The sequence below is a fragment of the Dactylosporangium sp. NPDC006015 genome (genome assembly GCF_040614215.1).
GTDB classification, from domain to species: domain Bacteria; phylum Actinomycetota; class Actinomycetes; order Mycobacteriales; family Micromonosporaceae; genus Dactylosporangium; species Dactylosporangium maewongense.
Map to the genome: position 1 here is coordinate 162,263 of NZ_JBEXUD010000003.1, position 26,230 is coordinate 188,492.

General features: G+C 71.2%; 21 protein-coding genes and 1 pseudogene. 11 read left to right on the forward strand and 11 right to left on the reverse strand.

All coding sequences use genetic code 11. The features are described from left to right. Positions 1 to 147 precede the first annotated feature (147 nt). The 9 genes and pseudogenes from ABZ321_RS06965 to ABZ321_RS07005 form a co-directional block, all read right to left on the reverse strand. Positions 148 to 906 (reverse strand): 2-phosphosulfolactate phosphatase, encoded by a 759-nt coding sequence (locus tag ABZ321_RS06965; protein ID WP_344501199.1) that lies wholly within the window; start codon positions 904 to 906, stop codon positions 148 to 150. 2 nt (positions 907 to 908) lie between these two features. After that, a pseudogene (gene purL, locus ABZ321_RS06970) lies at positions 909 to 3,368 on the reverse strand (phosphoribosylformylglycinamidine synthase subunit PurL); the annotation flags it as partial. A gap of 11 nt (positions 3,369 to 3,379) precedes the next feature. Beyond that, positions 3,380 to 4,060 carry a phosphoribosylformylglycinamidine synthase subunit PurQ gene (gene purQ, locus ABZ321_RS06975; RefSeq protein WP_354889879.1) on the reverse strand — a complete coding sequence of 227 codons (681 nt, stop codon included), beginning with the start codon at positions 4,058 to 4,060 and terminating at the stop codon, positions 3,380 to 3,382. Next, on the reverse strand, positions 4,057 to 4,317 hold the full coding sequence (gene purS / locus ABZ321_RS06980) for a phosphoribosylformylglycinamidine synthase subunit PurS (protein WP_344501196.1): 261 nt from the start codon (positions 4,315 to 4,317) through the stop codon (positions 4,057 to 4,059). Before purS ends, purQ begins: the two co-directional genes overlap by 4 nt. A gap of 161 nt (positions 4,318 to 4,478) precedes the next feature. Beyond that, complete coding sequence (gene purB / locus ABZ321_RS06985; RefSeq protein WP_344501195.1) at positions 4,479 to 5,897, reverse strand: adenylosuccinate lyase; 1,419 nt, start codon at positions 5,895 to 5,897, stop codon at positions 4,479 to 4,481. A 23-nt stretch (positions 5,898 to 5,920) separates the two neighbouring features. Continuing rightward, entirely contained in the window at positions 5,921 to 6,349 is a 429-nt protein-coding gene (locus tag ABZ321_RS06990; protein ID WP_344501194.1) for a hypothetical protein, read from the reverse strand. A gap of 37 nt (positions 6,350 to 6,386) precedes the next feature. Beyond that, complete coding sequence (locus ABZ321_RS06995; RefSeq protein ID WP_344501193.1) at positions 6,387 to 6,953, reverse strand: helix-turn-helix domain-containing protein; 567 nt, start codon at positions 6,951 to 6,953, stop codon at positions 6,387 to 6,389. 54 nt (positions 6,954 to 7,007) lie between these two features. Further along, a complete protein-coding gene (locus ABZ321_RS07000) occupies positions 7,008 to 8,597 on the reverse strand; it encodes a sugar ABC transporter permease (protein WP_344501192.1) in 1,590 nt (529 codons plus the stop codon). 33 nt (positions 8,598 to 8,630) lie between these two features. Then, positions 8,631 to 9,905 carry an acetyl-CoA C-acetyltransferase gene (locus ABZ321_RS07005; RefSeq protein ID WP_354889882.1) on the reverse strand — a complete coding sequence of 425 codons (1,275 nt, stop codon included), beginning with the start codon at positions 9,903 to 9,905 and terminating at the stop codon, positions 8,631 to 8,633. A gap of 88 nt (positions 9,906 to 9,993) precedes the next feature. Here ABZ321_RS07005 and ABZ321_RS07010 point away from each other — a divergent pair, with 88 nt between their 5' ends. Genes ABZ321_RS07010 through ABZ321_RS07030 form a run of 5 tightly spaced genes read left to right on the forward strand, consistent with a single transcriptional unit; the run spans position 9,994 to position 16,312 of the window. After that, complete coding sequence (locus ABZ321_RS07010) at positions 9,994 to 11,307, forward strand: 3-oxoacyl-ACP reductase (protein ID WP_354889884.1); 1,314 nt, start codon at positions 9,994 to 9,996, stop codon at positions 11,305 to 11,307. A gap of 1 nt (position 11,308) precedes the next feature. After that, the gene (locus tag ABZ321_RS07015) at positions 11,309 to 12,145 is read left to right on the forward strand and encodes a MaoC/PaaZ C-terminal domain-containing protein (protein ID WP_354889886.1); all 837 of its coding nucleotides are present in this window, start codon (positions 11,309 to 11,311) and stop codon (positions 12,143 to 12,145) included. Between the two features lie 43 nt (positions 12,146 to 12,188). Next, entirely contained in the window at positions 12,189 to 14,552 is a 2,364-nt protein-coding gene (locus ABZ321_RS07020) for a hypothetical protein (RefSeq protein WP_344501188.1), read from the forward strand. 27 nt (positions 14,553 to 14,579) lie between these two features. Continuing rightward, positions 14,580 to 15,737, forward strand: a complete 1,158-nt coding sequence (gene rffA / locus ABZ321_RS07025) for a dTDP-4-amino-4,6-dideoxygalactose transaminase (protein WP_344501187.1) — start codon at positions 14,580 to 14,582, stop codon at positions 15,735 to 15,737. Beyond that, positions 15,734 to 16,312 carry a GtrA family protein gene (locus tag ABZ321_RS07030; RefSeq protein ID WP_354889889.1) on the forward strand — a complete coding sequence of 193 codons (579 nt, stop codon included), beginning with the start codon at positions 15,734 to 15,736 and terminating at the stop codon, positions 16,310 to 16,312. The genes rffA and ABZ321_RS07030 overlap by 4 nt, the downstream gene beginning before the upstream one ends. A gap of 1,075 nt (positions 16,313 to 17,387) precedes the next feature. On the opposite strand, the gene ABZ321_RS07035 is transcribed toward ABZ321_RS07030, so the two are convergent. Continuing rightward, entirely contained in the window at positions 17,388 to 19,466 is a 2,079-nt protein-coding gene (locus ABZ321_RS07035) for a S9 family peptidase (RefSeq protein ID WP_354890211.1), read from the reverse strand. A 281-nt stretch (positions 19,467 to 19,747) separates the two neighbouring features. On the opposite strand from ABZ321_RS07035, the gene ABZ321_RS07040 reads away from it, so the two are divergent. After that, on the forward strand, positions 19,748 to 20,632 hold the full coding sequence (locus ABZ321_RS07040; protein ID WP_354889891.1) for a hypothetical protein: 885 nt from the start codon (positions 19,748 to 19,750) through the stop codon (positions 20,630 to 20,632). A gap of 223 nt (positions 20,633 to 20,855) precedes the next feature. Further along, the gene (locus ABZ321_RS07045) at positions 20,856 to 22,076 is read left to right on the forward strand and encodes an FAD-binding oxidoreductase (protein ID WP_344501184.1); all 1,221 of its coding nucleotides are present in this window, start codon (positions 20,856 to 20,858) and stop codon (positions 22,074 to 22,076) included. Here the strand turns inward: ABZ321_RS07045 and ABZ321_RS07050 are convergent. Next, the gene (locus tag ABZ321_RS07050; protein WP_354889893.1) at positions 22,073 to 22,567 is read right to left on the reverse strand and encodes a GNAT family N-acetyltransferase; all 495 of its coding nucleotides are present in this window, start codon (positions 22,565 to 22,567) and stop codon (positions 22,073 to 22,075) included. The genes ABZ321_RS07045 and ABZ321_RS07050 overlap by 4 nt on opposite strands. A gap of 105 nt (positions 22,568 to 22,672) precedes the next feature. On the opposite strand from ABZ321_RS07050, the gene ABZ321_RS07055 reads away from it, so the two are divergent. From ABZ321_RS07055 to ABZ321_RS07070, 4 genes are all read left to right on the forward strand, one after another. Then, positions 22,673 to 22,918, forward strand: a complete 246-nt coding sequence (locus tag ABZ321_RS07055; protein WP_344501182.1) for an acyl carrier protein — start codon at positions 22,673 to 22,675, stop codon at positions 22,916 to 22,918. Continuing rightward, complete coding sequence (locus tag ABZ321_RS07060) at positions 22,902 to 23,651, forward strand: SDR family NAD(P)-dependent oxidoreductase (protein WP_354889895.1); 750 nt, start codon at positions 22,902 to 22,904, stop codon at positions 23,649 to 23,651. The genes ABZ321_RS07055 and ABZ321_RS07060 overlap by 17 nt, the downstream gene beginning before the upstream one ends. A gap of 111 nt (positions 23,652 to 23,762) precedes the next feature. After that, positions 23,763 to 25,163, forward strand: coding sequence for an AMP-binding protein (locus ABZ321_RS07065; protein ID WP_354889897.1), 1,401 nt, complete (start codon positions 23,763 to 23,765; stop codon positions 25,161 to 25,163). Continuing rightward, entirely contained in the window at positions 25,160 to 26,206 is a 1,047-nt protein-coding gene (locus ABZ321_RS07070; RefSeq protein ID WP_354889899.1) for an acyl-protein synthetase, read from the forward strand. Before ABZ321_RS07065 ends, ABZ321_RS07070 begins: the two co-directional genes overlap by 4 nt. Positions 26,207 to 26,230 lie beyond the last annotated feature (24 nt).

Here is a 26,230-nt window from a genome sequence, read left to right on the forward strand (position 1 = left end):
CCGCACCACAGCGACCACCGGGATGCGGCGCGCATGCGGGAGAGGCTGCCGCGCGCAAGCGCTGGCAGTGCGAGCGCAGCGAGCATTGGGGTGCGGGTGAGAATCCCCGCCGGGCCCCGCCGCGGAGCGGTGGGGGGAATTACAGCATTACTGCGCGGGGGTAAAAGACTGGCCGGTGAGGAGCGGGACGGTGTCGGAGGTGCCGGACTGGATGGCGAGGGTTACGTCGTCGGTGAAGCCGCGGGAGATGAGTTCCTGGCCGCTGACGCAGCGGCGGACCGCGGCTGGGACGTCGCGGACCGCGGCGAGGGCGGCGAGGGTGACCGCGGCCTCCACTGAGAGGGGTACGCCGTGCAGGGACAGGCCGTCCAGGACGGCGGCGGCGCCCAGGAGGTCCTCGACGCAGGGGCGGAGGGTGCCGTCGGGCCAGAGTTCGCCGGCGGCGACGACGCCGATGGGGGTGGACGGGGTGCCGTGGCCCTGGGAGTGCAGCCAGCGGGCCACGGCGGGCGCGTTGCGCAGGCAGGCGGCGATGACGGGGACGCCGGTGGAGGCGGCCGCGGAGCAGATGGAGGCGCCGTTGGGGGACGGCAGGACCAGCTCGGCCACGAAGGGGGCGGCCTGCAGGGCGGCCGGCGACAGGGACCACGGGGAGGCCGCGGAGACCTGCTTACGGCCGACGGCGACGGCGGCGCCGATGCGGTCGGCGTAGGCGCGGGCCTGGTCGCTCCAGGGGAACGGGTGGACCCGGATACCGCGGCCGACGGCGATGTCGACCGCGGTGGAGAACGACAGGACGTCGACGACGACCAGGACCGAGCAGACGCGCGCCAGCTCAGCGGCGCCGGCCGGGCCCCAGTCGAACCGGGCGCCCGAGCCGGGCTGGCTGAAGACGCCCTCGGTCATCGTCAGGCGTCGGGCTCGTCCGGCGCGGCGTCCGGGGAGGCGGCGACGGGAGCGCCGGACACCGCGGACGGCACCTCAGGCACCTCGGGCGCGGCGACCGGATCGAAGATCCCCGTCGTCGAACCGCCCGAAGAATCCGAAGAACCCGAATTGTCCGAAGAGGCGGAAGCGGAAGCCGGCGGCTCGTACGCGGGAGCCTCCGTCGACACCTCGCCGAAGAGCGACGGCAGCGTGCCCTTCCACGCGGAGCGCATCTCGTCCAGGGAGATCGTGAACTGCCCCCGCACGTCCAGCGCCCGGCTGCGGCCGTCGACCGTGCCGATGGTGGTCACCGGCAGGCCGTGCTGGGCGCAGAGCGCCGTGAACGCCTGCTCGTGGCCGCGCGGCACCGAGACCAGTGCCCGGGCCGTCGACTCGGAGAAGAGCGCGACGAACGGGTTCAGCCCCTCCGGCAGCGTGATGTTGGCGCCGTGGTCGTAGCGCAGCGTCGTCTCGACGAGGGCCTGGGCCAGACCACCGTCGGAGAGGTCGTGCGCCGAGGAGAGGTGGCCCCGCTCGCCCGCCTCGGTGAGGACGGAGGCGAGGATGCGCTCGCGGACCAGGTTGACCCTGGGCGGCTGGCCGCCGAGGTGGTTGTGCGTCACCCAGGCCCACTCGGAGCCGGACAGCTCCTCCTGCGTCTCGCCGAGCAGCATGATCACGTCGCTGTCGCCGCCGAAGCCCATCGGGACGCGGTTGCCGACGTTGGAGAGCACGCCGAGGACGCCGACGACCGGGGTCGGGTGGATGGCCTGCGAGCCGGTGGAGTTGTAGAAGCTGACGTTGCCGCCGGTGACGGGGATGCCGAGCTCGGCGCAGCCGTCGGCGAGGCCCCGGACCGCTTCGGCGAACTGCCACATGACCTGCGGGTCCTCCGGCGAGCCGAAGTTGAGGCAGTTGGTCACGGCGAGCGGCGTCGCGCCGGCGGCGGCCACGTTGCGGTACGACTCGGCGAGGGCGAGCTTCGCGCCGTTGTACGGGTCGAGCCGGGCGAAGCGGGCGTTGCCGTCGGTCGACAGCGCGATGCCGAGGCCGGTCTGCTCGTCGATGCGGATGATGCCCGAGTTCTCCGGCTGGGCGAGGATCGTGTTGCCCTGCACGTAGCGGTCGTACTGCTCGGTGACCCAGCTCTTGTCGCACAGGTTGGGGCTGGCGGCCAGGCGCAGCAGCGTCTCGCGCAGCTCCACGCCGGTGCGCGGCCGGGGCAGCGTCTCGGCCCGGTCGGCCTGCAGCAGGATCAGGTCGGCGGGCTCGCGCATCGGCCGGGCGTAGACCGGGCCGTCGTCGACGAGGGAGCCGGGCGGGACGTCGACGACGATCTCGCCGTGCCAGCTGATGACCAGCCGGCCGCCCTCGGTGACGCGGCCGATCGCGGTGGCGATGACGCCCCAGCGCTCGGCGACGCGGAGCACCTCGTCGAGCTTCGACGGCTCGACGATGAGGAGCATGCGCTCCTGCGACTCGCTGGCGAGGACCTCCTGCGGGTCCATCGAGGCCTCGCGCAGGGGCACCAGGTTGAGGTTGATGTCCATGCCGGTGCCGGCGGACGCGCTGGTCTCGGTCAGCGCGCACGTGAGGCCCGCGCCGCCGAGGTCCTGCACGCCGACGATGAGCTCCCGCTCGTACAACTCGAGGCAGCTCTCGATGAGCAGCTTCTCGATGAACGGGTCGCCCACCTGCACGGACGGGCGCCGGGCCGGGCCGTCGCTGTCGAAGGTGGCGCTGGCCAGCACCGACACGCCGCCGATGCCGTCGCGGCCGGTCTTGGCGCCGAGCAGGACCACCACGTTGCCGGGGCCGTGCGCCTCTTTGTTCTGCAGCCGGTTGACCGGCAGCACGCCGACGCAGAGCGCGTTGACCAGCGGGTTGCCCTGGTAGCAGGGGTCGAAGACGACCTCGCCGCCGATGTTGGGCAGGCCGAGGCAGTTGCCGTAGCCGCCGACGCCCGCGACGACCCCGGGCAGGACGCGCTTGGTGTCCTCGTGGTCGGCGGCGCCGAAGCGCAGCGGGTCCATCACGGCGACCGGGCGGGCGCCCATGGCGAGGATGTCGCGGACGATGCCGCCGACGCCGGTCGCCGCACCCTGGTAGGGCTCGACGAAGCTCGGGTGGTTGTGCGACTCGACCTTGAACGTGACCGCGATCTCGTCGGAGATCCGGATGACTCCGGCGTTCTCCCCGATGCCGGCCAGCATCAGGTCCGACTTCGGCGCCTTCTCGCTGAACTGCCGCAGGTGGACCTTGCTGCTCTTGTACGAGCAGTGCTCGCTCCACATGATCGAGTACATGGCGAGCTCGGACGACGTGGGGCGGCGGCCGAGGATCTGCTTGATCCGCTCGTACTCGTCCTCGCGGAGGCCGAGCTCCTCGTAGGGCTGCTCCTCGTCGGAGGTCTCCGTGGCGTGCGAGACGGTGTCGAAACCCGTTGTGGCGGTCATACACGAGCTCCCAGGTGTGCGAGCACGGACGTGAAGATGCCCAGCCCGTCGATCGACGGGCCGGTCAGCACCTCGACCGCGTGCTCCGGGTGGGGCATGATCCCGACGACGTTGCCGGCAGCGTTGGTGATGGCGGCGATGTCGTGCAGCGAGCCGTTGGGGTTGCCGCGGATGTACCGCGCGACGACCCGACCCTCGCCTTCGAGCTCGTCGAGCGTGTGCTCGTCGGCCATGTAGCAGCCTTCGCCGTTCTTGACCGGGATGACGATCTCCTGGCCGTGCTGGAACCCGCCCGTCCACGCGGTCGCGGTGCTCTCCACGCGCAGCGACTGGTCCCGGTTGCGGAAGTGCAGGTGCTGATTGCGGGTCAGCGCACCCGGCAGCAGGTGGGCCTCGCACAGCACCTGGAAGCCGTTGCAGATGCCGAGCACGGGCAGGCCGTCGCTGGCCGCCTTGATAATCGACTCCATCACGGCGGAGAACCGGGCGATCGCGCCGGCGCGCAGGTAGTCGCCGTAGGAGAAGCCACCCGGCAGGATGACGGCGTCGACGCCGTACAACTCGGAGTCCGCGTGCCAGAGCGAGATCGGCACGGCGCCGGTCAGGTGAACGGCACGGGCGGCGTCGCGGTCGTCGAGCGAGCCGGGGAACGTGACGACACCGATCCTGGCGGTCACTGCTGCTCGCCCTCGGCCGGCGTCTCCTCGACCCGCAGGGTGAAGTCTTCGATCACCGGGTTGGCGAGGAGCTTGTCGGCGATCTCGCGGGCCCGGTCGAGGTCGGCGGCGCCGTCGAACTCGATCTCGATCCGCTTGCCGATGCGGACGGATGCCACGTCGGCGACGCCGAGACGTGGCAGCGCGTTCGCGACCGCCTGACCCTGGGGGTCCAAGATCTCCGGTTTGAGCATGACGTCCACCACGACGCGGGCCACGGGGCACTCCTGACAGTTGAGTCGGGCGCTCGAGGGCGAGCGACACGAGCCTACCGGGCGGGGCTCCGCCGCAGATCACCGGCTCGATGACCGTGCGGCGAGGCCCGAAATATCGCCCGCCACGCATCTTAGCGGCCCGCTCCGCTGTCAAGATCTTCTGCTCACAGGATGGGCGGTGGCACGTAGCTTCCTGCCTGCGGGTGCTCCGCGACGACCGCCTCGATCTGCTCGATCACGGCACTGACCTGGGCGGATGCCGCCCCGACGAACTGCTGCGGGTCGGCCACCAGGGCGTCGATCTCGTCCTGGGTCAACCGTAGCCGCTCGTCGCCGGCCAGCCGCCGCAGGAGGTCGTTGTCCTGGATGCCCTTTTCGCGCATGGCGAGCGCCACCGCGACGGCGTGCTCCTTGATCGCTTCGTGAGCATCCTCACGGCCCACGCCGCGTGAGACGGCCGCCACCAGGACCCGCGTGGTCGCCAGGAACGGCAGGTAGCGGTCCAGCTCCCGGGCGACGACCGCCGGATACGCCCCGAACTCGTCCAGAACGGTCAGGAACGTGGCGAACAGCCCGTCGACGGCGAAGAACGCGTCCGGCAGCGCCACCCGGCGGACCACCGAGCACGACACGTCGCCCTCGTTCCACTGGTCGCCGGCCAGCTCGCCGACCATCGACAGGTAACCCCGGGTGATCACGGCGAGCCCGTTGACCCGCTCGCACGAGCGCGTGTTCATCTTGTGCGGCATCGCCGACGACCCGACCTGGCCCGGCTTGAAGCCCTCGGTGGCCAGCTCGTAGCCGGCCATGAGCCGGATCGTGGTCGCCAGGCTCGACGGCCCCGCGACCGCCTGCGCGAGCGCCGACACCACGTCGAAGTCCAGCGAGCGCGGGTACACCTGGCCGACGCTGGTCAGCACGGTGCCGAACCCGAGGTGCTCCGCCACCCGCCGCTCCAGCTCCGCGGCCTTCCCGGCGTCGCCGCCGAGCAGGTCCAGCTGGTCCGCCGCCGTGCCGACCGGGCCCTTGATCCCCCGCAGCGGATAGCGCCGCAGGAGGTCGTCGATTCGCCGGTACGCGATGAGCAGCTCCTCGGCGGCGCTGGCGAACCGCTTGCCGAGGGTGGTCGCCTGCGCCGCCACGTTGTGCGACCGGCCGACCATGACCAGGTCGTCGTACTGCCGGGCCCGCGCCGCGAGCCGGGCGAGCGCCGCCACCATCCGGTCCCGGACCAGCTCCAGCGACCTGCGGATCTGCAGCTGCTCGACGTTCTCGGTCAGGTCGCGCGAGGTCATGCCCTTGTGGATGTGCTCGTGCCCAGCGAGCGCGGAGAACTCCTCGATCCGCGCCTTCACGTCGTGCCGGGTGACCCGCTCCCGCTCCGCGATGCTGTGCAGGTCGACGTCGTCGAGCACCCGCCGGTAGTCCTCGACCACCCCGTCCGGCACCGCCACCCCGAGGTCCCGCTGCGCGGTGAGCACGGCCAGCCACAGCCGCCGCTCCAACCGCACCTTCTCCTCAGGCGACCAGATCGCCACGAGCTCCGGCGACGCATACCGACCAGCAAGCACATTAGGAATCACGTGCCCTATTCTCTCCCGCGGCCTCAGTACGGACTCATCTGGTCCAGCACCTTCCCGGCCAGTTCGATGATCGCGTCGACCTTGACCCGGTCGACGACCACCTCGTCCGCGGTCAGCGCCGGACGATCAGCCGCGGGGTATTCGGCGTCGTTGCGCCGCCGTCGCATCCGGTCGAACGGCCGCAGCACCCCACCCAGCGGTGGATCAACCTGTGCTCGAACCGCGTCGAGCACTGCGATGTGCCCACCAGCACGGGTCGGTCGGAGTCCCTGGTTTTCGAGCACCGCCGTCAGCGCCTTTCGCGCGGCGTCGTAAGCCAGTTGATACGCACCGATCGGGTCGACGGTCGCGATGACGCCTGCGGCGGCCAGGTGGCGGCGTGCTTGGTCGATCATGGCGTCGGCATGTTCGCGACTGGGCGGAACCCGCTCCAGCAGACCCTTCGTCAGCATGTCGTCGAGCGTCGAGCGTCCCTGCTCCCATCTCACGTCACACCGCCAGGTCGAGCTCGAAGAGTGGCCTGGTCTGGACCGACTGCAGAAACGGGTCGTCACCCGGCGCGGCCCAGGCCGCCGGTGTCACGATCCGCACGTTGACCTCGCGGCCGAGGCGGCGCTGTGCGGTGCCGGCGGCCTCGAACACGTCGTCGGGATCGGCGGCCCCGACGACGATGACGTCCAGATCACCGGGGACGGGGCCGGGCTCGCCCTGATACCGGGCGGCCCACGAGCCGTAGATGTAGGCGCGGTCGACGCCCCTGATCGGCGCGAGCAGTTCTCCCACTATGGCCATAGGGCCGAATGTTACCGCAAGCAGCTCCGTCAACGGACGAGTCACCACGGTCGACTGGTTGGAACGGATGAGCCGGAGGTTGCCCATCCGGCGTTCGAGCACAAGACCCGAGGAGACGAGGCGGTCCGCCTCGCGGCTCGCGGTCGCGTGCGAGACACCGAGGCGCCGCGCCAGCTCGATGAGCGAGAACTCGCCGTCCGGGTGCAGGAAGAGCCACGCCAGCAGCTCGCCCTGAAACGGCGAGCGCAGCAGCGGCAACAGCATCGACGAAGCTTGCACACCCTGCATATTAGCTTGCATGGTGTGCAAGTTCGCTGGTCACGTGCGGGGCGGGTGGTCGCGTTCGGGGAGGCCGACGCGCAGGGCGACGCGGTCCAGGTACAGCAGCTGCGCGGCGACCGCGGCCAGGAAGAGCAGGACGAGCAGCCACAGCGGGAGCAGCTGGGCGTAGGGCAGGGGGGCGTTCGCGCCGCCGCGCATGAACAGGGACTGCACGAGGGCGTTCTGCGCGGTCGGGTGGTCGCCAGCGGCGGTGACCAGGGGCCAGATCAGGTCCTGGGCCTGGACCAGCCACGTCGCCACGTACGCCAGCGCCAGCATCGGCAGCGCGGGCAGCAGGACGCCGGTCCAGGGGGCGCGGTGGCCCTCCTGCAGCAGGACCTCGCGGCGCTGGGCCTGGCCGCGGAAGAGCAGCGCCAGGATGAACAGGGCCGGGATCGCCACGCGGGACGGCGGGATGAGGCCGATGAAGGAGTCGAGGCGGTCGGCGGTGACGCCGGCGGCGAAGTTGCGCAGCGCGAGCGGGGCGGAGCCGACGAAGAGGAACAGGCCGAAGGGCAGCAGCAGCCACTCGCTGTGCCGGCCGAAGGGGCGCAGGCCGCTGATGCCGAACGCGGCCAGGGCGGCGACGGTGACCCCGACGAGGGTGGAGACGACCGGCGGCAGCCAGGTGTTGACCCAGGTGGAGGGGGCGCCGGGGCGGCCGGTCTCGGTGATGTGCGACAGCCAGGGGCCCAGGCCGGAGATGACCGTGCCGAGCGTGGCGAGCAGCAGGACGCCGCCGACGATCCACGGCACGACCGGCGGGGTCTTCTGCACGCGAGGGGCGGCGGGGTCCACCTCGAGGCGGGTGCCGGGCAGGATCACCAGCAGGGTGGCGGCGAGGCCGAGCAGGATCAGCGGCACGAGGAGCGTCACGGACGCGGCCGCGCCGACGCCGAAGGTCATCGTGCGGAAGGAGGTCTCGTACATGAGGCGGGCCGGGCTGAGGTCGGCCCTGGTGCCGAAGCCGCCGATGAAGGAGTACGTGAAGTCCTGCAGCGCGACCGCGACGACGGTGAGCACGGCCAGGCCGCCGACGACCAGCGCGGCGGGGATCGGGCTGCGGGTGGAGTCGAGGGTGCGGCGGCGCAGCGCGGCCAGGTAGGCGGTCGCGGCGAGCGCGACGACCAGGCCGAACGTGCCCAGCCAGTACGACGCCCGGGTGGACGACTCGCGCAGCGCGACGGCGATCGCCACGGGGGCGAAGGCCACGAGGGGCAGGGCGAGCGCGACCCGGGTGACCCACCGCGCCCACGTGCCGCCGGCGTGCGCGGCCCAGGCGATGGCCGGCGCCAGCAGCAGGACCAGCAGGATCGGCACGACGGCGAGGCTCAGGGTGAACCAGTGCGCGTCGGCGAGCCCACGCGAATACGCGGTGTCGTAGTTGTCCCAGCCGACGCTGTCGCCGCCCTCGGTCAGCCGCAGCCCGTTGAGCTTGCGGAAGCTGGACGTGACGGTCCAGTACAGCGGCTCGACGTAGGACGTCAGGAGCAGGACGAACGCGGGCAAGGTGAGGATCAGGCCGACGGCGACCTGCCAGCCGGGTCGGGGCGTCGGCGGCCGGAGCATCGTCGGCTGGATCGTCATGCGTCAACGATATGGGTGAATCAGGGCCGCCGCTCACCTGGACAGGATCGCGGTCACCCCTTGCCCGCCGGCGGCGCAGATGGAGATGAGGCCGCGCCCGGAGCCGCGCTCCGCGAGGAGCTTGGCCAGGGTCGCCACGATCCGGCCGCCGGTCGCGGCGAACGGGTGCCCGGCGGCGAGGGAGGAGCCGTTGACGTTGAGCCGGGAGCGGTCGACGGCGCCGAGCGGCTCGTCGAGGCCGAGGCGCTCCTTGCAGAACGCCGGGTCCTCCCACGCCTTCAGGGTGGCGAGCACCTGCGACGCGAACGCCTCGTGGATCTCGTAGAAGTCGAAGTCCTGCAGCTTGAGGCCCGTGCGGGCGAGCATGCGCGGCACCGCGTACGCCGGCGCCATCAGCAGGCCGTCGCCGCCGTGCACGAAGTCGACCGCCGCGGTCTCCGCCGTGTCGAACCAGGCGAGGACCGGGAGGTTGCGCGAGGCGGCCCACTGCTCGGACGCCAGGAGCACGACCGCCGCGCCGTCCGTCAGCGGTGACGAGTTGCCGGCGGTCATGGTCGCCGACTTCCCGCGGCCGAAGACGGGCTTCAGCGTGCCGAGGCGCTCCAGGGAGGTGTCGGGGCGCAGGTTCTGGTCGCGTTGGAGGCCGAGGTACGGCGTGACCAGGTCGTCGAAGAAGCCGCGCCCGTAGGCGGCGGCGAGCTGCAGGTGCGACGCGAGCGCCAGCTCGTCCTGGGCGGCCCGGGTGATCCCGAACTCCCGCGCGGTCAGCGCGGCGGAGTCGCCCATCGACAGCCCGGTGCGGGGCTCGGAGTTGCGCGGGATGTCGGGCTTGAGCTGGGTCGGGCGCAGCTTGCTGACCGCGCGGAGCCGCGCGCCGAGCGACCGGGCCCGGTTGAACTCCATGAAGACCCGCCGCATGTCCTCGTTGACGCCGAGGGGCGCGTCGGAGGTGGTGTCGACGCCACCGGCGATGCCGGCGTCGATCTGCCCGAGGGCGATCTTGTTGGCGACGAGGGTGACGGCCTCGAGTCCGGTTCCGCACGCCTGCTGGACGTCGTACGCGGGAGTCCGCGGGTCGAGGCGGGACCCGAGCACGGATTCACGCGTCAGGTTGAAATCGCGGCTGTGCTTGAGCACCGCACCCGCCGCGACCTCGCCGAGTCGCACTCCTGCCAGGCCGAACCGCGCCACGAGTCCGTCTATAGCGGCAGTCAGCATGTCCTGGTTTGATGCAGTGGCGTAGGCACTGCCCGAGCGCGCGAAGGGGATGCGATTACCGCCGACGATCGCCACTCGATTCGGGGCCATCGGATTCTCCTCCAGTGCGACGGGCAGGCCGGCGTTAGCCTACTCATGAGTAGGTTAGCGCGATTGTTGTGACTGGGGAGGCACTGCAATGTCCGATCGTTACGCCAGCTTCGCCCACTCGGGCGCCGGGAAGTTCTTCGTCAGGCGGCTCGGCCTGCCCGACCCGCCGAAGCTGCGGCGGCACGATCCGGGATCGTCGCCCGTCGACGGGCAGGTCGTGGTCAGCGGCGGCGGGCGCCTCGTCGAGCCGGTCCGCAAGCTGCTGGAGAAGCTGGGGGCGCCGTCGGAAGGGCCCACCGCGGCGCTCGTGTTCGACGCCACCGCCATCGTCGACACGGACGGCCTGCGCACCCTGTACGACTTCTTCCACCCGCTGATCCGCACGCTGCGCTCGTCCGGCCGGGTCGTCGTGCTGGGCAGCCAGCCGGAGCTGTGCGCCGACGCCCGTGAGGCCACCGCCCAGCGGGCTCTCGAGGGCTTCGTGCGGTCCGTCGGCAAGGAGGTCGGCCGGGGCGGCACCGCGCAGCTGGTCTACGTCGCGCCGGGCGCCGAGGAGGCGATCGAGTCGACGCTGCGGTTCCTGCTGTCGGGGCGTTCGGCGTACGTGTCGGGGCAGGTCATCCGGGTCGGGCCGGCCGCGATCGACGTCCCCGAGGACTGGGACCAGCCGCTCGTCGGCAAGACCGCGATCGTCACCGGCGCCGCCCGGGGCATCGGCGCGGCGATCGCCCGCGTGCTCACCCGCGACGGCGCGCACGTGGTCTGCCTCGACGTGCGCGCGGCCGGCGAGGACCTCACCCAGGTCGCCAACGAGCTCAAGGGCACCGCGCTGCAGCTCGACCTCACCGCCGCCGACGCGCCGCGGCGGCTCGCGGACTTCATCGCGACCCGGCACGTGCACGCCGACATCTTCGTGCACAACGCCGGCATCACCCGCGACAAGACGCTCGGCCGGATGGACGCCGCCCAGTGGCAGTCCGTCCTCGACGTCAACCTCGGCAGCCAGGAGCGGATCAACGAGGTGCTCCTCGCGGAGAAGCTGCTCGGCGGCAACGGCCGGATCGTCGCCGTCTCCTCCGTCTCCGGCATCGCCGGAAACCGGGGTCAGACCAACTACGCCACGTCCAAGGCCGGCGTCATCGGCCTCGTGCAGGCGCACGCGCCGGCGCTCGCCGCGGCCGGCCTGACCCTCAACGCGGTCGCGCCCGGCTTCATCGAGACGAAGATGACCGCCGCGATGCCCATGTTCATCCGCGAGGCGGGCCGCCGCATGAACAGCATGTCGCAGGGCGGCCTGCCCGTCGACGTGGCCGAGACCGTCGCGTGGCTGGCGCACCCGGCGTCCGGCGGGGTCAACGGCAACGTCGTCCGGGTGTGCGGGCAGAGCCTGCTGGGCGCCTGAGATGCCGGCTCCGCTCGACCGGATGCCCCGCCTGGGCCCCCTGTACCGCGCCGCGGCGCTACGGCGTGCGGTCGCCGCCGATCCCGTGCTGCCGGAGCGCGAGCTCACGGTCGAGGCCGTCACCGTCGACCGGGCGCACCTGGCGGAGTACAACCGGGTCTGCGGCTTCCGGCTCCGCGACGAGCTGCCCGCCACCTACCTGCACGCCGTCGCGTTTCCCCTGGCCATGGCGCTGATGACCGCGCCGGACTTCCCGTTTCCGGTGCTCGGACTGGTCCACGTGGCGAACCGGATCGAGCTCTTGCGTCCGCTGCCCTCCTCCGCCGCGTTTTCGGTGTCTGTACGAGCCGGCGCGCTGCGACCGCACGACCGCGGCACCCAGCTGGACGTCGTCACGACGGCGACGATCGACGGGAATCCGGTCTTCTCGGACACGTCCACCTACCTCCGCCGGACCGGCTCGGGAGCCTCGGCGGCTTCCGCCCGTCCGGCCGCCGAGCCGCCGGCGCCGAACGCCGTGTGGCGGGTGCCACGACGGGTAGGCACCGACTACGCGGCCGTGTCCGGCGACCGCAACCCGATCCACACCTCACGCCTGCTGGCGAAGGTGTTCGGCTTCCCCCGCACGATCGCGCACGGCATGTGGACGAAGGCCCGCTGCCTCGCCGCGCTGGAAGGGCGCCTGCCCGACTCGTACACCGTGGACGTCGCCTTCAAGACGCCGATCCTGCTGCCGGCCACGGTCGGCTTCACCGCGGTCGCACAGGGTGGTGGGTGGGATTACGGGGTGCATGATGGGCGTTCCGGCAGGCCGCACCTGACCGGAACCGTCAGGTAACCTGCTCAGCGCCAAACGCCATTGTCTCGGGGGGCTCAAGACCGTGCAGACGCCGACCGAAGCCACCGCACCCGCCGCGCCCTCGCCGAGCAGCTCCCCCGGCCCGGACCGCGGCCGGTGGCCCAGCGTCCTGACGTCCGGCTGGCTGCCCGCCGGGCTGCTGTGGCTGGTCACGGTCGCGACCCTGTGGTTCTTCGAGGTCCCGCCCGCCACCACGGCCGTGTTCACGCTGTACCTGGCGGCCGGCATCGCGCTGCCGGGCACGCTGTGGTGGCGCCTCCTCCACCGCGGCGGCGGGTTCTTCGTCGCCGACGTCGCGGCCGGCCTCGCGCTCGGCTACGTCGGCGAGGTCTTCGTCTACATCGGCGCCCGGCTGCTCGGGCTGCCGCTGCTGGTGCTCGCCTGGCCGATCGGCACGGTGGCGGTGTTCCTGCTGGTGCCGTCGCTGCGCCGGTACTGGCGGACCGCCGCCGACGCCCCGGTGCCGCCGCTGCTGTGGCGCTGGGCGCTCACGCTGATCGCCGGCATGACGCTGCTGTGGAGCTTCAAGTTCTACCGGCAGTACGGGCTGCGCTACCCGTACAACTCGACCCCCGACACCGACTCCACCTTCCACCTCGCGCTCCTCGGCGAGGCGAAGCACCACATGCCGATGGTGATCCCGTGGATCACCGACGAGCCGCTCTACTACCACTGGTTCGTCTACCCCGAGATGGCCGCGTCCAGCTGGGTGACGGGGATCGAGCCGCAGGTCCTGCTGCTGCGGCTGTCGGTGCTGCCGATGCTGATGGCGTTCGCCGTGCTCGTCGCCGTCCTGGCCCGCAAGGTGACCGGCGGCTGGTGGAGCGGCGTCGCGGCGAGCGTGCTGACCCTGTTCGCGCTGTCGCCCACCCCGTACAACTGGGTGGCCTGGGACTTCTTCGTGAACCTCGCGTTCAGCTCGTTGGAGGACGGCTCGTCGCTGCGGCTCACCGTGTGGACCGGCCCGACCCAGACCTTCGGCGCGCTGCTCATGGTGCCGCTGATGATCGTGCTCGTCGACCGGCTCCGGGCCCCGGCCCGGCAGTGGCGCGACCCGCGCGGCTGGATCCTCTTCACCCTCCTGCTGTGCGGGGTGATGGGCGCCAAGGCGATCTACCTGCCGCTGCTGTTCTGCGGGCTGCTGCTGGTCGTCGCCGTCGAGCTGGTCTTCCACCGCACCCTGCACCGCGGCGCCCTGATCGGCCTCGGCATCACGTTCGGCGGGCTGGTCTTCGCGCAGCTCGTGCTCTTCGGCGGCACCAGCCAGGGCACCGAGCTCAAGCCGTTCACCGCGCTCGTCGCCGGCGCCCTCGCGGGCACCACCGGCTACCGGGACAAGCTCGTCCTCGGCGTCCTGCTCATCTTCTGCTGGGTGTGCATCTGGGGCGGCCTCGCCGGCCTGGTGCGCCGCCGCCTGCCCGAGCCGGCGGTCGTGGCCATGATCGGGGTCGGCGTCGCCGGCGCCGCCGCCACGCTCCTGACCGGCCAGTCCGGCGACAGCCAGCGGTTCTTCGTCGAGGGCGGCCGGCCGTACCTCGCCGTCGCCGCGATCGTCGGCCTCCACGCGCTGCTGCCCGCCGGGCGGATGACCGTCCGCCGCGCGGGAGCGCTGATCGGCTTCGTCGTGCTCGGCATGGCGATCACCCAGGTCGTCATCCGCGCCGGCCGCACCGACGTGCCCACCGTCCACAGCACCGGCTCCGAGGCGGCGCTGACCCGCGCCGTCGTCCTGCCCTACGCGGCGCTCGCGGCCGCCGCGGTCGTCGTCGCGGTCGCGCTGCTGCTCGCCCGGCGCCGGCTGCCGGCGCTGCGGGGCATGACGGTCGCCCTGGTCGTCGCCCTGCTCGCGGGTTTCGCGATCAACACGACGTTCCAGAACTACTACCAGGTCCTCTGGGACTCGAACCACGCCGGCTGGAAGAACGTCGTCAACGCCAAGGGTGAGGTCATCGTCTCCAAGGGCGTCCTGGAGGCCGGCCGCTGGCTGCGCGACCACTCCGACCCCGACGACCTCGTCGCCACCAACGCGCACTGCCAGCTGTGGAACAAGGAGTGCTCGGATCTGCACTTCTCGATGACGGCGTACAGCGAGCGGCGCATGCTCGTCGAGGGCTGGGGCTTCACCACGACCGCCCACGTCGAGGCCGAGCGGCTCGGCATGTGGGTCGGATCCATCCCCTACTGGCGCCCCGAGATCCTCGCGGACAATGACGCAGCGTTCAGCAGGCCGTCACCCCAAACGGTGGGCATCCTGCGCGACCGCTACGGGGTACGCTGGCTGTTCGTTGACGAAAGCCAGAACAACGTTTCACCACAGCTGTCGACCTTCGCTACCGAACGTTACCGGTCGGGGGTCGTCGTGGTGTATGAACTGCCGTCGGCATGACCACACACCATTAGGTAGGCTCCAGCAGTGACCCCCACGAACCAGCTCGCCGTCCCATTCAACAAGGCCTATCTGACGGGTGCCGAGACCGGGTACATCCAGCAGGCAATGACGAATGGGCCGCTCACCGGTGACGGGCCCTACACGAAGCGTGCGAGCGCTCTGCTCACCGAGATCCTCGGCGCCAAGCACTCATTGCTGACCACCTCCTGCACGCACGCGCTGGACATGACCGCGCTGCTGCTGGACCTGGAGCCGGGCGACGAGGTCATCGTGCCGTCGTTCACGTTCTGCTCGACCGCCAACGCCTACGCGCTCCGCGGCGCCGTGCCGGTCTTCGTCGACTGCCGCCCCGACACGCTCAACCTCGACGAGCGCCTGGTCGAGGCCGCCGTCACCCCGCGCACCAAGGCGATCGTCGTCGTGCACTACGCCGGCGTCGCCGTCGAGATGGACGAGATCGAGGCGATCGCCCAGCGGCACGGCCTCGTGGTCATCGAGGACAACGCGCACGGCATCGGCGGCACGTACCGTGGCCGCAAGCTCGGCTCGATCGGCGCGATGGCGACCCAGAGCTTCCACGAGACGAAGAACGTGCAGTGCGGCGAGGGCGGCGCCCTCATCTTCAACGACGACACCTACTTCGAGCGCGCCGAGATCATCCGCGAGAAGGGCACCAACCGCGGCCAGTTCTTCCGCGGCATGGTCGACAAGTACCGCTGGATCGACATCGGCTCGTCCTACCTGCCGTCGGACCTGCTCGCCGCGTTCCTCACCGCGCAGCTGGAGCAGTTCACCGACATCCAGCGCCGGCGCTCCCACATCTGGGACAGCTACCACCAGCGCCTGGCCACCTGGGCCGCCGAGCACGGCGTCACCCAGCCGACGGTCCCCGGCGACCGTTCGCAGCCGGCCCACCTGTACTACCTGCTCCTGCCCGACCTCGAGAGCCGCCAGGGGATGCTCAAGCACCTCCTGGGCCACGGCGTCCTGGGCACCTTCCACTACCAGCCGCTGCACTTCGCCCCGGCCGGCGTGAAGTTCGGCCGCACCGGCCCAGGCGGCTGCCCCGTCACCGAGGACGTCGCCGACCGGCTGCTGCGCCTGCCGCTGTACGGCGGCATGTCCGAGGCCGACATCGACCTGGTCGTCACCGCGGTCGAGTCCTACAACCCGCGCGGATGACCGAAACCATGGACGGCGGCCCCGCCCTGCCCGACGCTCTCAACCTGGCGGCGCGGGGCAACACGCCACCGGCGGTCCCCGACGCCCGCGACGCCCGCCTCCCCGAGGCCCTCGACCTCGGGTCACGCCCCGGCGCCCCCTCAGCCGAGCCCGCCTCTGCTCACCGCTCCTGGCTCGTCCGCACCGCGATCGTGCTCTACAACGACCGCCGCATCCGTTACCTCGGCGTCGGCGGCGTCTCCGCGGTCACCTACTACGTCAGCTTCGCGGCCGTCTACCTGCTGACCCGCGACCACTGGCACTACCTGGTGCCCACGATCATCGCCAACTTCATCTGCGCCGTCTGCACCTACCCGCTGCAGCGCCACTTCGTCTTCCAGTCGAAGGGCCCGATCATCTCGGGCTTCCTGAAGTTCTACGTGGTCTGCCTGTGGGCCCTCGCGTTCACCATGCTCGGACTCCCCCTCCTCGTCGAGGTCTTCCACATCCCCGTCCTCATCTCCCAGGCGATCCTGATCGTCGTCGCCCCCCTGATCAACTACCAGCTCAGCAAGCTCTGGGCCTTCCGCCGCTGACCCCTCCCCAACCCGGTGCTCGAAGGCCGAACCCGCTCGAGATCACCGCGCCCGACGGCGCGGTGATCGAAGGATGGAACGGGTCGCGGGGACGGCCAGATCCATCCTTCGATCTTGCGGCGCAAGGCTCACACACTCGGGAGCACCGCGCCCGATCTCAAGCCAGCGCCACGATTGAGCCCACGGCAGTCGGGGCCGCACAGCGCCCGGCGGTGTGGTGATCAAAAGACGGATCCGGTCGCGATCACAGCCAGATCCGTCACTCGATCAAGCAGACGAACACCAAGCACCGACGCGACACCGCGGCGCCCGGCGGTGTGGTGATCGAAGGATGGAACGGGTCGCGGGGACGGCCGGATCCGTCCTTCGATCTTGCGGCGTCGGGCGAAGGTGTTGCCGGCGGGTGAGGTTCCACGCGTTCGGCAGGCTGGCGGCCGAGTTCGGCAGTCGGCAATGCTGCGGTCGTCCGGAGGCGTCGCGCCACTCTCGATCCGGCGGCATCGGCCAGCACACCCGAATCACCTGGCACCGGCGGTGCACCTGATGCAGCAGGCGGATTCCGAACGCGACGCAGCGGCACAGCGGCCGGCCGGATCACGGCGGACCGGGCCTCCGCTGCAACGGACGTGACCGGCGTGACGCTTGCCAAGCCGGACGGTCCAGATCAAGGTTCGCGACCCGGACCACTGACAGACTGGGTTTGCCCGCCTGTCCTACCGGACGGTCAGGCGCCGCTCGCCCGGCGCATGCTCTCGCCTGTCTTGCCCGAAAAGTCGGATCTGCCGGAGAAGCCAGGCGCGGCCCGCCCTTCCGGCGCAGCAGGACGTGCCCATCCGCTTGGCCGGATGAGTCAGGCGCAGGCCGGCCCGTTTGCCCAGCGATCGGGCGTAGGCCAGCCCGCCTGACCACCTGGCCTGCGGTCGGGCGCAGCCTGGCCCGCCTGCACACCTGCCTGCGAAAGGCGTGACCCAAGCCCGCCGCTGGGCGGGTGTGGCGACCTGCCCTGCGCCAACGACGGTCGGCCGTGCCCGCCCCAGGTGCGGGGCGGGCTGGCGGCGAAAGCGTTGGGCGGGCGTCAGGCCAGGCCTACGCGGTCCAGGACCCAGGCGGTGATGAACGCCTCCTCGCGCCAGGCGTCGTAGCGGCCGCTCGGGCCGCCGTGGCCGGCGCCCATCTCGGTCTTGAGCAGGACGTCGGAGTCGGGCGAGAGGCTGCGCAGGCGGGCCACCCACTTGGCCGGCTCGTGGTAGAGGACGCGGGTGTCGTTGAGGCTGGTCACGGCCAGGATCGCCGGATACGGGCGGGCCGACAGGTTCTCGTAGGGGGTGTAGGACTTCATGTACGCGTACACCTCGGGATCGGCGAGCGGGTTGCCCCACTCCTCCCACTCGGTGACGGTCAGCGGGAGCGACGGGTCGAGGATGGTGTTGAGGGCGTCGACGAACGGGACCTGGGCGACGATGCCCGCGAACGCCTCCGGGGCGATGTTGGCCACGGCGCCCATGAGCAGGCCGCCGGCGGAGCCGCCGCGGGCGACGAGCTTGTCCGACGACGTCCAGCCGGCCTTGACCAGGTGCTCGGCGCAGGCGACGAAGTCGGTGAAGGTGTTCCGCTTCGCGAGCAGCTTGCCCTCGTCATACCAGCGGCGGCCCATCTCGCCGCCGCCGCGGATGTGGGCGACGGCGAAGACGACGCCACGGTCGAGCAGGGACAGGCGCGGGATGGAGAACCACGGGTCCATCGACGCCTCGTAGGAGCCGTAGCCATACAGGACGGCGGGGGCCGAGCCGTCGCGGGGAGTGCCGGCGCGGGCCACGATGGAGATCGGGACGCGGGTGCCGTCCTCGGCGAGGGCCCACTCGCGGTGCTGCTCGTAGCGGGACGGGTCGAACTCGCCCAGGACCGGCTTCTGCTTGCGCAGGGTCAGCTCGCCGCTGTCGAGGTTGCAGTCGAAGACCGAGTCGGGCGTGACCAGCGAGACGTAGTGCAGGCGGAACGAGGTGGTGTCGTATTCGAGGTTGGCCTCGGGGCCCGCGGAGTAGATCGGCTCGGGGAAGGCGATGTCGTAGGACGCGGCGCCCTGCAGCGGCACGACCCGGATGCCGGTGAGCCCGTCGCGGCGCAGCGAGACGACCAGGTGGCCGGAGAACGCGTCGACGCCGAGCAGCCGGGTGCCGGGCTCGTGCTCGATGAGCGTCGTCCAGGCGCCGGGCGCGTCGGCGGACGTGTACGCCAGGGCGAAGTCCTCGGCGCCGTCGTTGTGCAGGATCAGGAACCGGTGACCGTGGTGCTCCACCGAATACTCCACGCCCTGTCGGCGCGGCGCGATCGACTGCGGCGGGCTGGTCGGCGCGTCGGCCGGGATGACCAGGACCTCGCTGGTGACCTTGCTGTGGATGTCGATGAGGATGAAGCGCTCGGAGCGGGTCAGGTCGACGCCGACCCAGAAGCGCTCGTCGGTCTCCTCGTGGACCACCACGTCGGCGGAGGAGTCGGTGCCCATGGCGTGCCGCCAGATCTTGTTCGGCCGCCACGCCTCGTCGATGGTGATGTAGAAGAGCGTGGAGCCGTCGGCGGACCAGGCCGAGCCGTAGAACGCGCCCTCGACGGTGTCGGGCAGCAGCTCGCCCGTGTCGAGGTCCTTGACGCGCAGCGTGAAGCGCTCGTCGCCGGCGAAGTCGGTGCTGTAGGCCAGGAGGCGGCTGTCGGGGCTGATGTCGAACGTGCCCAGGGCGAAGAACTCCGAGTCGCCCGCGAGGGCGTTGCCGTCGAGGAGGACGTGCTCGCCGGGCAGGGCGCCGCCGTCGCCGAGGTCGGGCGGGGCGGCCTGGCCGGCCTCCACCGGGACCCGGCAGTGGATGCCATACTGCTTGCCCTCTTCGGTGCGCGTGTAATACCAGAAGCCGCCCTTGCGGGTCGGCACCGAGAGGTCGGTCTCCTTGGTGCGCGACTTGATCTCGCTGAACGCCGTCTCGCGCAGGCTCTCCAGGTGCGCGGTCGCCGCGGTGGTGAACGCGTTCTCCGCCTCGAGATAGGCGACCGTGTCTGGGTCTTCCTTGTCCTGCAGCCAGAAGAACTCGTCGACCACGGTGTCGCCGTGGTGCGTCCGCTCGTGCGGAACCTGCTTCGCCGTCGGCGGCTGAACGCCCGTCACACCTGTAGTCACGCCCAAGACGTTACCCGTACCCCCCGACACTTTCCGGCGCCTCGACCCCTCAAAAACACCCGAGAGACACCGGGCGGAACACGCAACCAGGGGGTGAACTCGGCAGTCTGTCATGTAGGAGAAAGCGACGCCGGTACCGTCATGGTCTCGAAGTTCGGGCGAGCCCATGGAGGAGTGCGGTGCGGCGTCGCGGGGTGTTGCACATCGGGGTGGCGGGACTGGCAGCAATGCTGGTCCAAGCGTGCGCCGGGGAGTCGGATACACCTGACGTGAAGGGCGGCGCGGCGCCGGGCTCCTCCGACGCGGTCCAGCCGTCCCCCACGTTCGACCCCTCGGCGTACGTGCCCGCCGCCGTGCCGATCGCAGAGCTGAAGAAGCTCTACTCGTACGACTCCAAGGCGACGCTCAACGCCCAGCTGACCGACAAGCGGACGGGCGACGGCGTGATCCTGGAGGACATCACGTTCTCCGACACGAGGGGTCGCGAGGAGATCCCGGCCTACGTGCTGGGTCCGGAGAAGTTCACCGGCCGCCTGCCCGCGGTGGTGTACGCGCACGGCAGCGACGGCGACCGCGACACCCTGCTCAAGGAGGGGATGGCGCTCGCCCGGCTGGGGGCGCTGGTGTGCGTGCCGGAGCTGCCGCTCAAGCCGTCGGGCGACCCGGTCGCCGACAGCAAGGTGGTGGCCGACTCCGTGGTGGCACTGCGCCGCGCGTACGACCTGCTGATCCGCCGCTCGGACTGCGACGGGTCGCGAGCCGGGTTCGCCGGCCACAGCTGGGGCGCGGCCATGGGCGCCGTCCTGTACGGCATCGACTCCCGCATCACGGCGAGCGTCCTGGCGTCGGGGACCAGCCGGATCTCCCGGTGGATGGTCCGCAATCCGGTGCCGAAGGACTGGCACGCGTACCTGGACGCATTGTCGCGCTTCGACGCGCCGCCGTACACCCAGGTGACCGGCCGCAAGCCGATGCTGCTGCAGTTCGGCAAGCAGGACACCGTCGTCCCGGACGGCGAGCGCGCTGAGTTGCTGAACGGCGTGGCCGGGCCCAAGGAGCGCAAGGACTACGACACCGGTCACGATCTCGTCGGCTTCGAGGCCGCAGTCACCGACCGGGTGGCCTTCCTCCGGAAGCAGTTGCGACTGAAGTAGGGACCCACTACGCTTCGAACACATGTTCGATGTCGCTTGGTGCAGCATGTGCATCGTCCGCGGCCTCGCGCATATTTGAACGCGTCGTTGGGAAGGCCTGGATCACGCCCTGACCGGCGAGTCCTGGCTTCCGCGAATCCCGCCGGCGAGCACTTCCCCGTGTGGTCGTCTCGTCGGACGGTCCAGCTGACGCTGGGTCGTGAACAGGGAAGCGTGGGCTGCGGTGAGCGTGATCGAAGTGCTGGCGGAGGCGTGCGGGCCGGAGCACGTGTGGGAGGCCGGCCCGGCCGACAGGGTGGACGGCGTGCCGGCCGGCTGGGTGGTCGCGCCCGGCAGCGCCGAGGAGGTCTCCGGCGTGCTGCGCGCCGCGGCCGCCGCCGGGCTGTCGGTCGTGCCGTCCGGCGCCGGCACCAAGCTCGACTGGGGACTCCCGCCCGCGCACGTCGACGTCCTGATCGACCTCGGCCGCATGTCGGGCGTGCTCGACCACGCCCCGGACGACCTCGTCGCGACCGTCGCCGCCGGCACCCCGATGCGGGCGCTGCGGGCGCACCTGCTGCGGGCGGGGCAGCGGATCGCGCTCGACGTCGCGTCGCCCGGCGCGACCCTCGGCGGGGTCCTCGCCACCAACGAGGCGGGCCCGCTGCGCCACCGGTTCGGCACGCCGCGCGACCTGGTCGCCGGCGTGCGGGTCGCGCTCGACGAGGGCAGCCTGGAGCGGCACCTCGACGGGCACGACCTGGCCAGGCAGATCTGCGGCTCGTTCGGCACCCTCGGCGTCATCACGGAGGCGACGGTCCGGCTCGAGCCGACGCCGACCGCGCGGGCCTGGGTCGTGCGGCCGGTGTCTACCCCGCGCGAGGTGCACCAGCTCACGGAGGCGCTGGTCTCCTCGTCGCTCGGCGCCGCGGCGATCGAGGCCGACCTGCCCGGCGGCGCCGGGCGCCCCGCCGAGCTCGCCGCGCTGTTCGAGGGCAGCCGCGCCGGCAGCGCCGCCCGGGCCGAGGCCGCCGCGCACTTACTCGGCGGCGGCGCCTCGGTCGAGCCCGCACCGCCGGAGTGGTGGGGCCGTTACCCCTTCGACGCCGACGACGTGGCGCTGAAGATCTGGGGTCAGCCCAGTGAACTCTTCGCCGTCGTCTACGCCCTGCGCGACGCCGCCGGCATGCCGGTGCCGGTCCGCGGCTCGGTCGGCGCCGGCATCGCGCACGTGGCACTGCCTGCCACGACCCCGGCGGACCGGCTCGCGGGCATGCTCAACGCCGCCCGGACGGTGCTCATGGCCCGCGGCGGGGGCGGGTGCACGCTGCTGCGCGCCCCGGCCGACCTGCGCGAGCTCGTGGAGACCTACGGCCCGGCCCGGCTCTGCGACGCGTCCGTCCGGCTGAAGCTCGCCCTGGACCCCGAGGAGCGGATGGCCCCCGGCCGCCTGCCCGCGTGCTAGAGCGACTTCTCGGTCCAGACGACCAGCTGGTCCACGCCGTCGATCTCGGTGGCGTACTCCCGCTCCGGCACCTCTCTGAAGCCGAAGCGGCGGTGCAGGGCGATCACCTGCTTGTTCCACGCCAGGGTGCGGCCGCCGACGGACGTGAGCTTCATCTCGTCGAACGCGTACGCGACGGCGGCCTTCTCCAGCTCCATCCACGCCGGCAGCAGCTCACCGCGCTCCTCCAGACCGTCGACGTCGAGGAAGAAGCCCCACTCGGAGGTCCCGGCCGCCTCGTCGTGGTCGTTGAAGGTCACCACGCCGCAGTCGTTGCCCTTGTACGAGAAGATCAGCACCCGGCGGGACGGGTCGGACTGGACCTTCGCCCACCACTGAGCGTGACCCTCCGGTGTGATGAACGCTGTGTAGATGCTGGCGCCGCGCGTCTTCGGGTGATTGCGCCAGCGCCGAATGGTCTCGACGTCCGAATCGTCGGCTTCGCGCAGCACCGTGGTACCTCCCGTGGGCGGGCGTGTGGGCATTGAAAGACCGGCCAACGGTACACTCGCTCGCGGACGACAGCCGCTTACCCGATCGAACAGGACCTTGAGCTGATGAGCAACCTCGATCGTCTTCGTGTCGCCTTCCGCACCGCACTGGCACTGCCGGAGGACTACGACGTCGACAAGCTTGAATACCGAGGCATCGAGAAATGGGACTCGCTGGCGCATCTCTCCCTGGTCGGCGAGATCGAGGACACCTTCGACGTGATGATCGACACCGATGAGGTGATCGACCTCAGCTCCTTCGGCAAGGCCGTCGAGATCCTCGGAAAGCACGACGTTGAGTTCTCCGGCTGAGGGCAGGGTCGCTCTCGTCACGGGCTCCTCGCGCGGGATCGGCCGGGCCGTCGCGCGCAAGCTCGCTACTGAGGGCTACCAACTCGTCCTGCACGGCATGCGCGAAGGGTCGGCCAAGACCACGGCCGACGAGATCACCGCCGACTTCGGCATCGAGCCGCTCGTCGTGCACGGCGACGTCAGCGACGCCGCCGACGTCAAGGCCATCCTGCGGCTCGTCTTCGAGCGCCACCGCCGCCTCGACGCCCTGGTCGTCAACGCCGGCGTCCACGAGGCGGGCTTCCTCGGCATGATGGGCGACGCCGCGATCGAGCGGCTGTTCGCCGTCAACGCCGTCGGCGCCACGTACACGGTGAACGGCGCGGTCAAACTGCTGCGCCGGGGCACCGCACCCTCGGTCGTCCTGCTCTCCTCCGTCATGGGCACCGCCGGCTCGGCCGGTCAGGTCGTCTACGGCGCGACCAAGGCCGCCGTCGCCGGGTTCGCCCGCGCCGCGGCGAAGGAACTCGGACCGGCCGGCATCAGGGTCAACGCGGTCGCCCCCGGGTTCATCGCCACCGAGATGCTCGAGTCCCTCGACGACGCCGGCCGCGCCGAGCGGGTCGCCGCGACCGCGCTGCGCCGCCTCGGCGAACCCTCGGACGTCGCCGACGTGATCGCGTTCCTGCTCTCCGACGCGTCCCGGTTCGTCACCGGCCAGGTGATCGAAGTCGATGGCGGCCTGGTCGTATGACACACCGCGACGGCTCCCTATACGACAAATCGGACCATTTTTTTGGATCCTGTACGGTGAGAAGCATCCGTGTCCACCTCAACGGCATCAATGCGCCGCGGAGGTGACGCCATGACGTTGTTGCACCCAGACGCCAGACTGATCGACGCGGCGACCGGCGCCGAGCTCAGTGGCGTGCCGCTCCGCGAAGCCGTGCACGCCGCGGTCGCGGGGTTCGCCGAGATCACGCCCGGCGTGGTGTTCCTGCGCACGCCGACCACCGTCGAGGCGATCGTCCGCTACATCGGCGCGTTCGAGTCGGGACGCCCGCTGGCGCTGCTCGACCCGGGCCTGCCCGCCGAGATCCTCGCCGACTTCATCGAGCGTTTCGAGCCCGCCGCCGTCTGCGGCCCCGTGCCGCAGGACGTGCACAAGGGGTACACCCGCCGCGACGACGAACTGTGGGAGCGCGACACACCGTCGGCCGCCGTGCCGCACCCCGACCTGGCCACGCTGCTGGCGACGTCGGGCTCCACCGGCAGCCCCAAGCTGGTCCGGCTGTCGCGCACGGCGATCCTGGCCAACACGACCTCGATCATCGAGGCGCTCGGCATCACCGGCGCCGACGTCGCGGTGAGCAGCCTGCCGTTCTACTACAGCTTCGGCATGTCGGTGCTCAACACGCACCTCGCCGCCGGCGCGACCGTCGTGGTGGAGTCCGAGGGGCTGGTCGCGCGGTCGTTCTGGCCGGCGATCACGAAGTTCGGCGTGACCTCGCTCGCGCTGGTGCCGTCGCAGTACGAGATGCTGCGCCGCCTGCGGTTCGACCCGAAGCGTTACCCGAGCCTGCGCACGCTGACGCAGGCCGGCGGCCGGCTGCGGGCCGAGCTGGTGCAGGACTTCCACGACCGCATGGCGACCGTGGACGGGCGGCTGTTCGTCATGTACGGGCAGACCGAGGCCGCTCCGCGCCTGACCACGCTGCCCGCCGGACGGCTCGCGGAGAAGCTCGGCTCGGTCGGGCCCGCGGTGCCCGGCGGCACGCTCGCCATCCGGCTCGAGGACGGCACCGAGACCACCGCCCCCGGCGTCGTCGGCGAGGTGCTCTACCGCGGCCCGAACGTGATGATGGGCTACGCGGAGACCGCCACCGACCTGGCCCGCGGCGACGAGCAGGGCGGGCTGCTGGAGACCGGCGACCTCGGGCACCTCGACGAGGACGGCTACCTGTTCATCGACGGGCGGCTCAAGCGCTTCGGCAAGGTGTTCGGCGTCCGGCTCAACCTCGACGACATCGAGCAGCTGGCGGCCGCCACCGGCCCGGGCGCCGTCGCGGCCGTCGCGGGCGATGACAAAGTCATCATCTTCGTCGAAGGCGACGGGGCGACGGCCGAGGCCCTGGCGCCGCGGGTGACCGAGCTCGCCGACCGGCTGAAGCTGCACTGGTCGGGCTTCGAGATGCGCGGCCTCCCCGCCCTGCCGCTGCTCAGCAACGGCAAGGTCGACTATCGAGCGTTGGAGTCCGCACGATGAGCGTGTTCACCCTGTCGCAGCCGGACCGCGAGGCGCAGCTGCTGCCCCGCCTGGCCGAGCTGACCGAGCAGCACCGGGCGCGGGGCGAGGCGTACGCCAACATCCTCGCCGCGACGGGTCACGGCCCCGGGCGCTCGTACGAGCGGATCAGCGACCTGCCGTGGCTGCCGGTGCGGCTGTTCAAGACGCACCAGCTCAAGAGCATCCCCGACGACGAGGTCTTCAAGGTCCTGACCTCCAGCGGCACCACCGGCGACGTCAGCCGCATCTACCTGGACAAGGCCGCCGCGGCCGCGCAGACCAGGATGCTCGGCCAGACGCTGCAGGCGGTCCTCGGCCCGAAGCGGCTGCCGATGCTCATCGTCGACACGACCGCGATCATCAAGAACCGCCGCTCGTTCAGCGCCCGCGGCGCCGGCGTCCTCGGCATGATCACGTTCGGCCGGGACCACGTCTGGGCGCTCGACGAGGACAGCAAGCCCGACCTCGAGGCCGTCCGCGGGTTCCTCGCCAAGCACGGCGACAAGCCCTTCCTGGTCTTCGGCTTCACGTTCATGGTCTGGCTCTACCTGTACGAACTGGCGCGCGACAACGGCCTGGACCTCAGCAACGGGATCCTCGTGCACTCCGGCGGCTGGAAGAAGCTGGTCGACCAGCAGGTCGACAACGCCGAGTTCCGCCGCGCGTTCCAGGCCGACACCGGGCTGCGCAACATCCACAACTTCTACGGCATGGTCGAGCAGATCGGCGTCGTCTACCTCGAAGGCCCGGACGGCAACTCGCTGTACTGCCCTGACTTCGCCGACGTCGTCATCCGCGACCCGGAGACGTGGGAGCCGCTGCCGCCCGGCAAGCCCGGCCTCGTCGAGGTGATCAGCACGCTGCCGGAGTCGTACCCGGGCCACGTGCTGCTCACCGAGGACATGGGCGTCATCAACGGCATCGACGACGGCGCGTGGCCCGGCAAGCGCTTCTCCATCCTGGGCCGGCTGCCGCGCGCCGAGGCCCGCGGCTGCAGCGACACGTTTGTGGGTGCATCGTGAAAAGCGTCTTTCCCGAAATTTCCG

What these genes read in the sequence shown, in the direction of transcription:
- ABZ321_RS07065 (WP_354889897.1), top strand. Translation starts at nt 23,763, where the DNA reads ATGACGTTGTTGCACCCAGACGCCAGACTGATCGACGCGGCGACCGGC.
- ABZ321_RS07010 (WP_354889884.1), top strand. Translation starts at nt 9,994, where the DNA reads ATGTCCGATCGTTACGCCAGCTTCGCCCACTCGGGCGCCGGGAAGTTC.
- ABZ321_RS07055 (WP_344501182.1), top strand. Translation starts at nt 22,673, where the DNA reads ATGAGCAACCTCGATCGTCTTCGTGTCGCCTTCCGCACCGCACTGGCA.
- ABZ321_RS07000 (WP_344501192.1), bottom strand. Translation starts at nt 8,597, where the DNA reads ATGACGATCCAGCCGACGATGCTCCGGCCGCCGACGCCCCGACCCGGC.
- ABZ321_RS06995 (WP_344501193.1), bottom strand. Translation starts at nt 6,953, where the DNA reads ATGCTGTTGCCGCTGCTGCGCTCGCCGTTTCAGGGCGAGCTGCTGGCG.
- ABZ321_RS07070 (WP_354889899.1), top strand. Translation starts at nt 25,160, where the DNA reads ATGAGCGTGTTCACCCTGTCGCAGCCGGACCGCGAGGCGCAGCTGCTG.
- ABZ321_RS06965 (WP_344501199.1), bottom strand. Translation starts at nt 906, where the DNA reads ATGACCGAGGGCGTCTTCAGCCAGCCCGGCTCGGGCGCCCGGTTCGAC.
- ABZ321_RS07015 (WP_354889886.1), top strand. Translation starts at nt 11,309, where the DNA reads ATGCCGGCTCCGCTCGACCGGATGCCCCGCCTGGGCCCCCTGTACCGC.
- ABZ321_RS06990 (WP_344501194.1), bottom strand. Translation starts at nt 6,349, where the DNA reads ATGCTGACGAAGGGTCTGCTGGAGCGGGTTCCGCCCAGTCGCGAACAT.
- ABZ321_RS07005 (WP_354889882.1), bottom strand. Translation starts at nt 9,905, where the DNA reads ATGGCCCCGAATCGAGTGGCGATCGTCGGCGGTAATCGCATCCCCTTC.
- ABZ321_RS07030 (WP_354889889.1), top strand. Translation starts at nt 15,734, where the DNA reads ATGACCGAAACCATGGACGGCGGCCCCGCCCTGCCCGACGCTCTCAAC.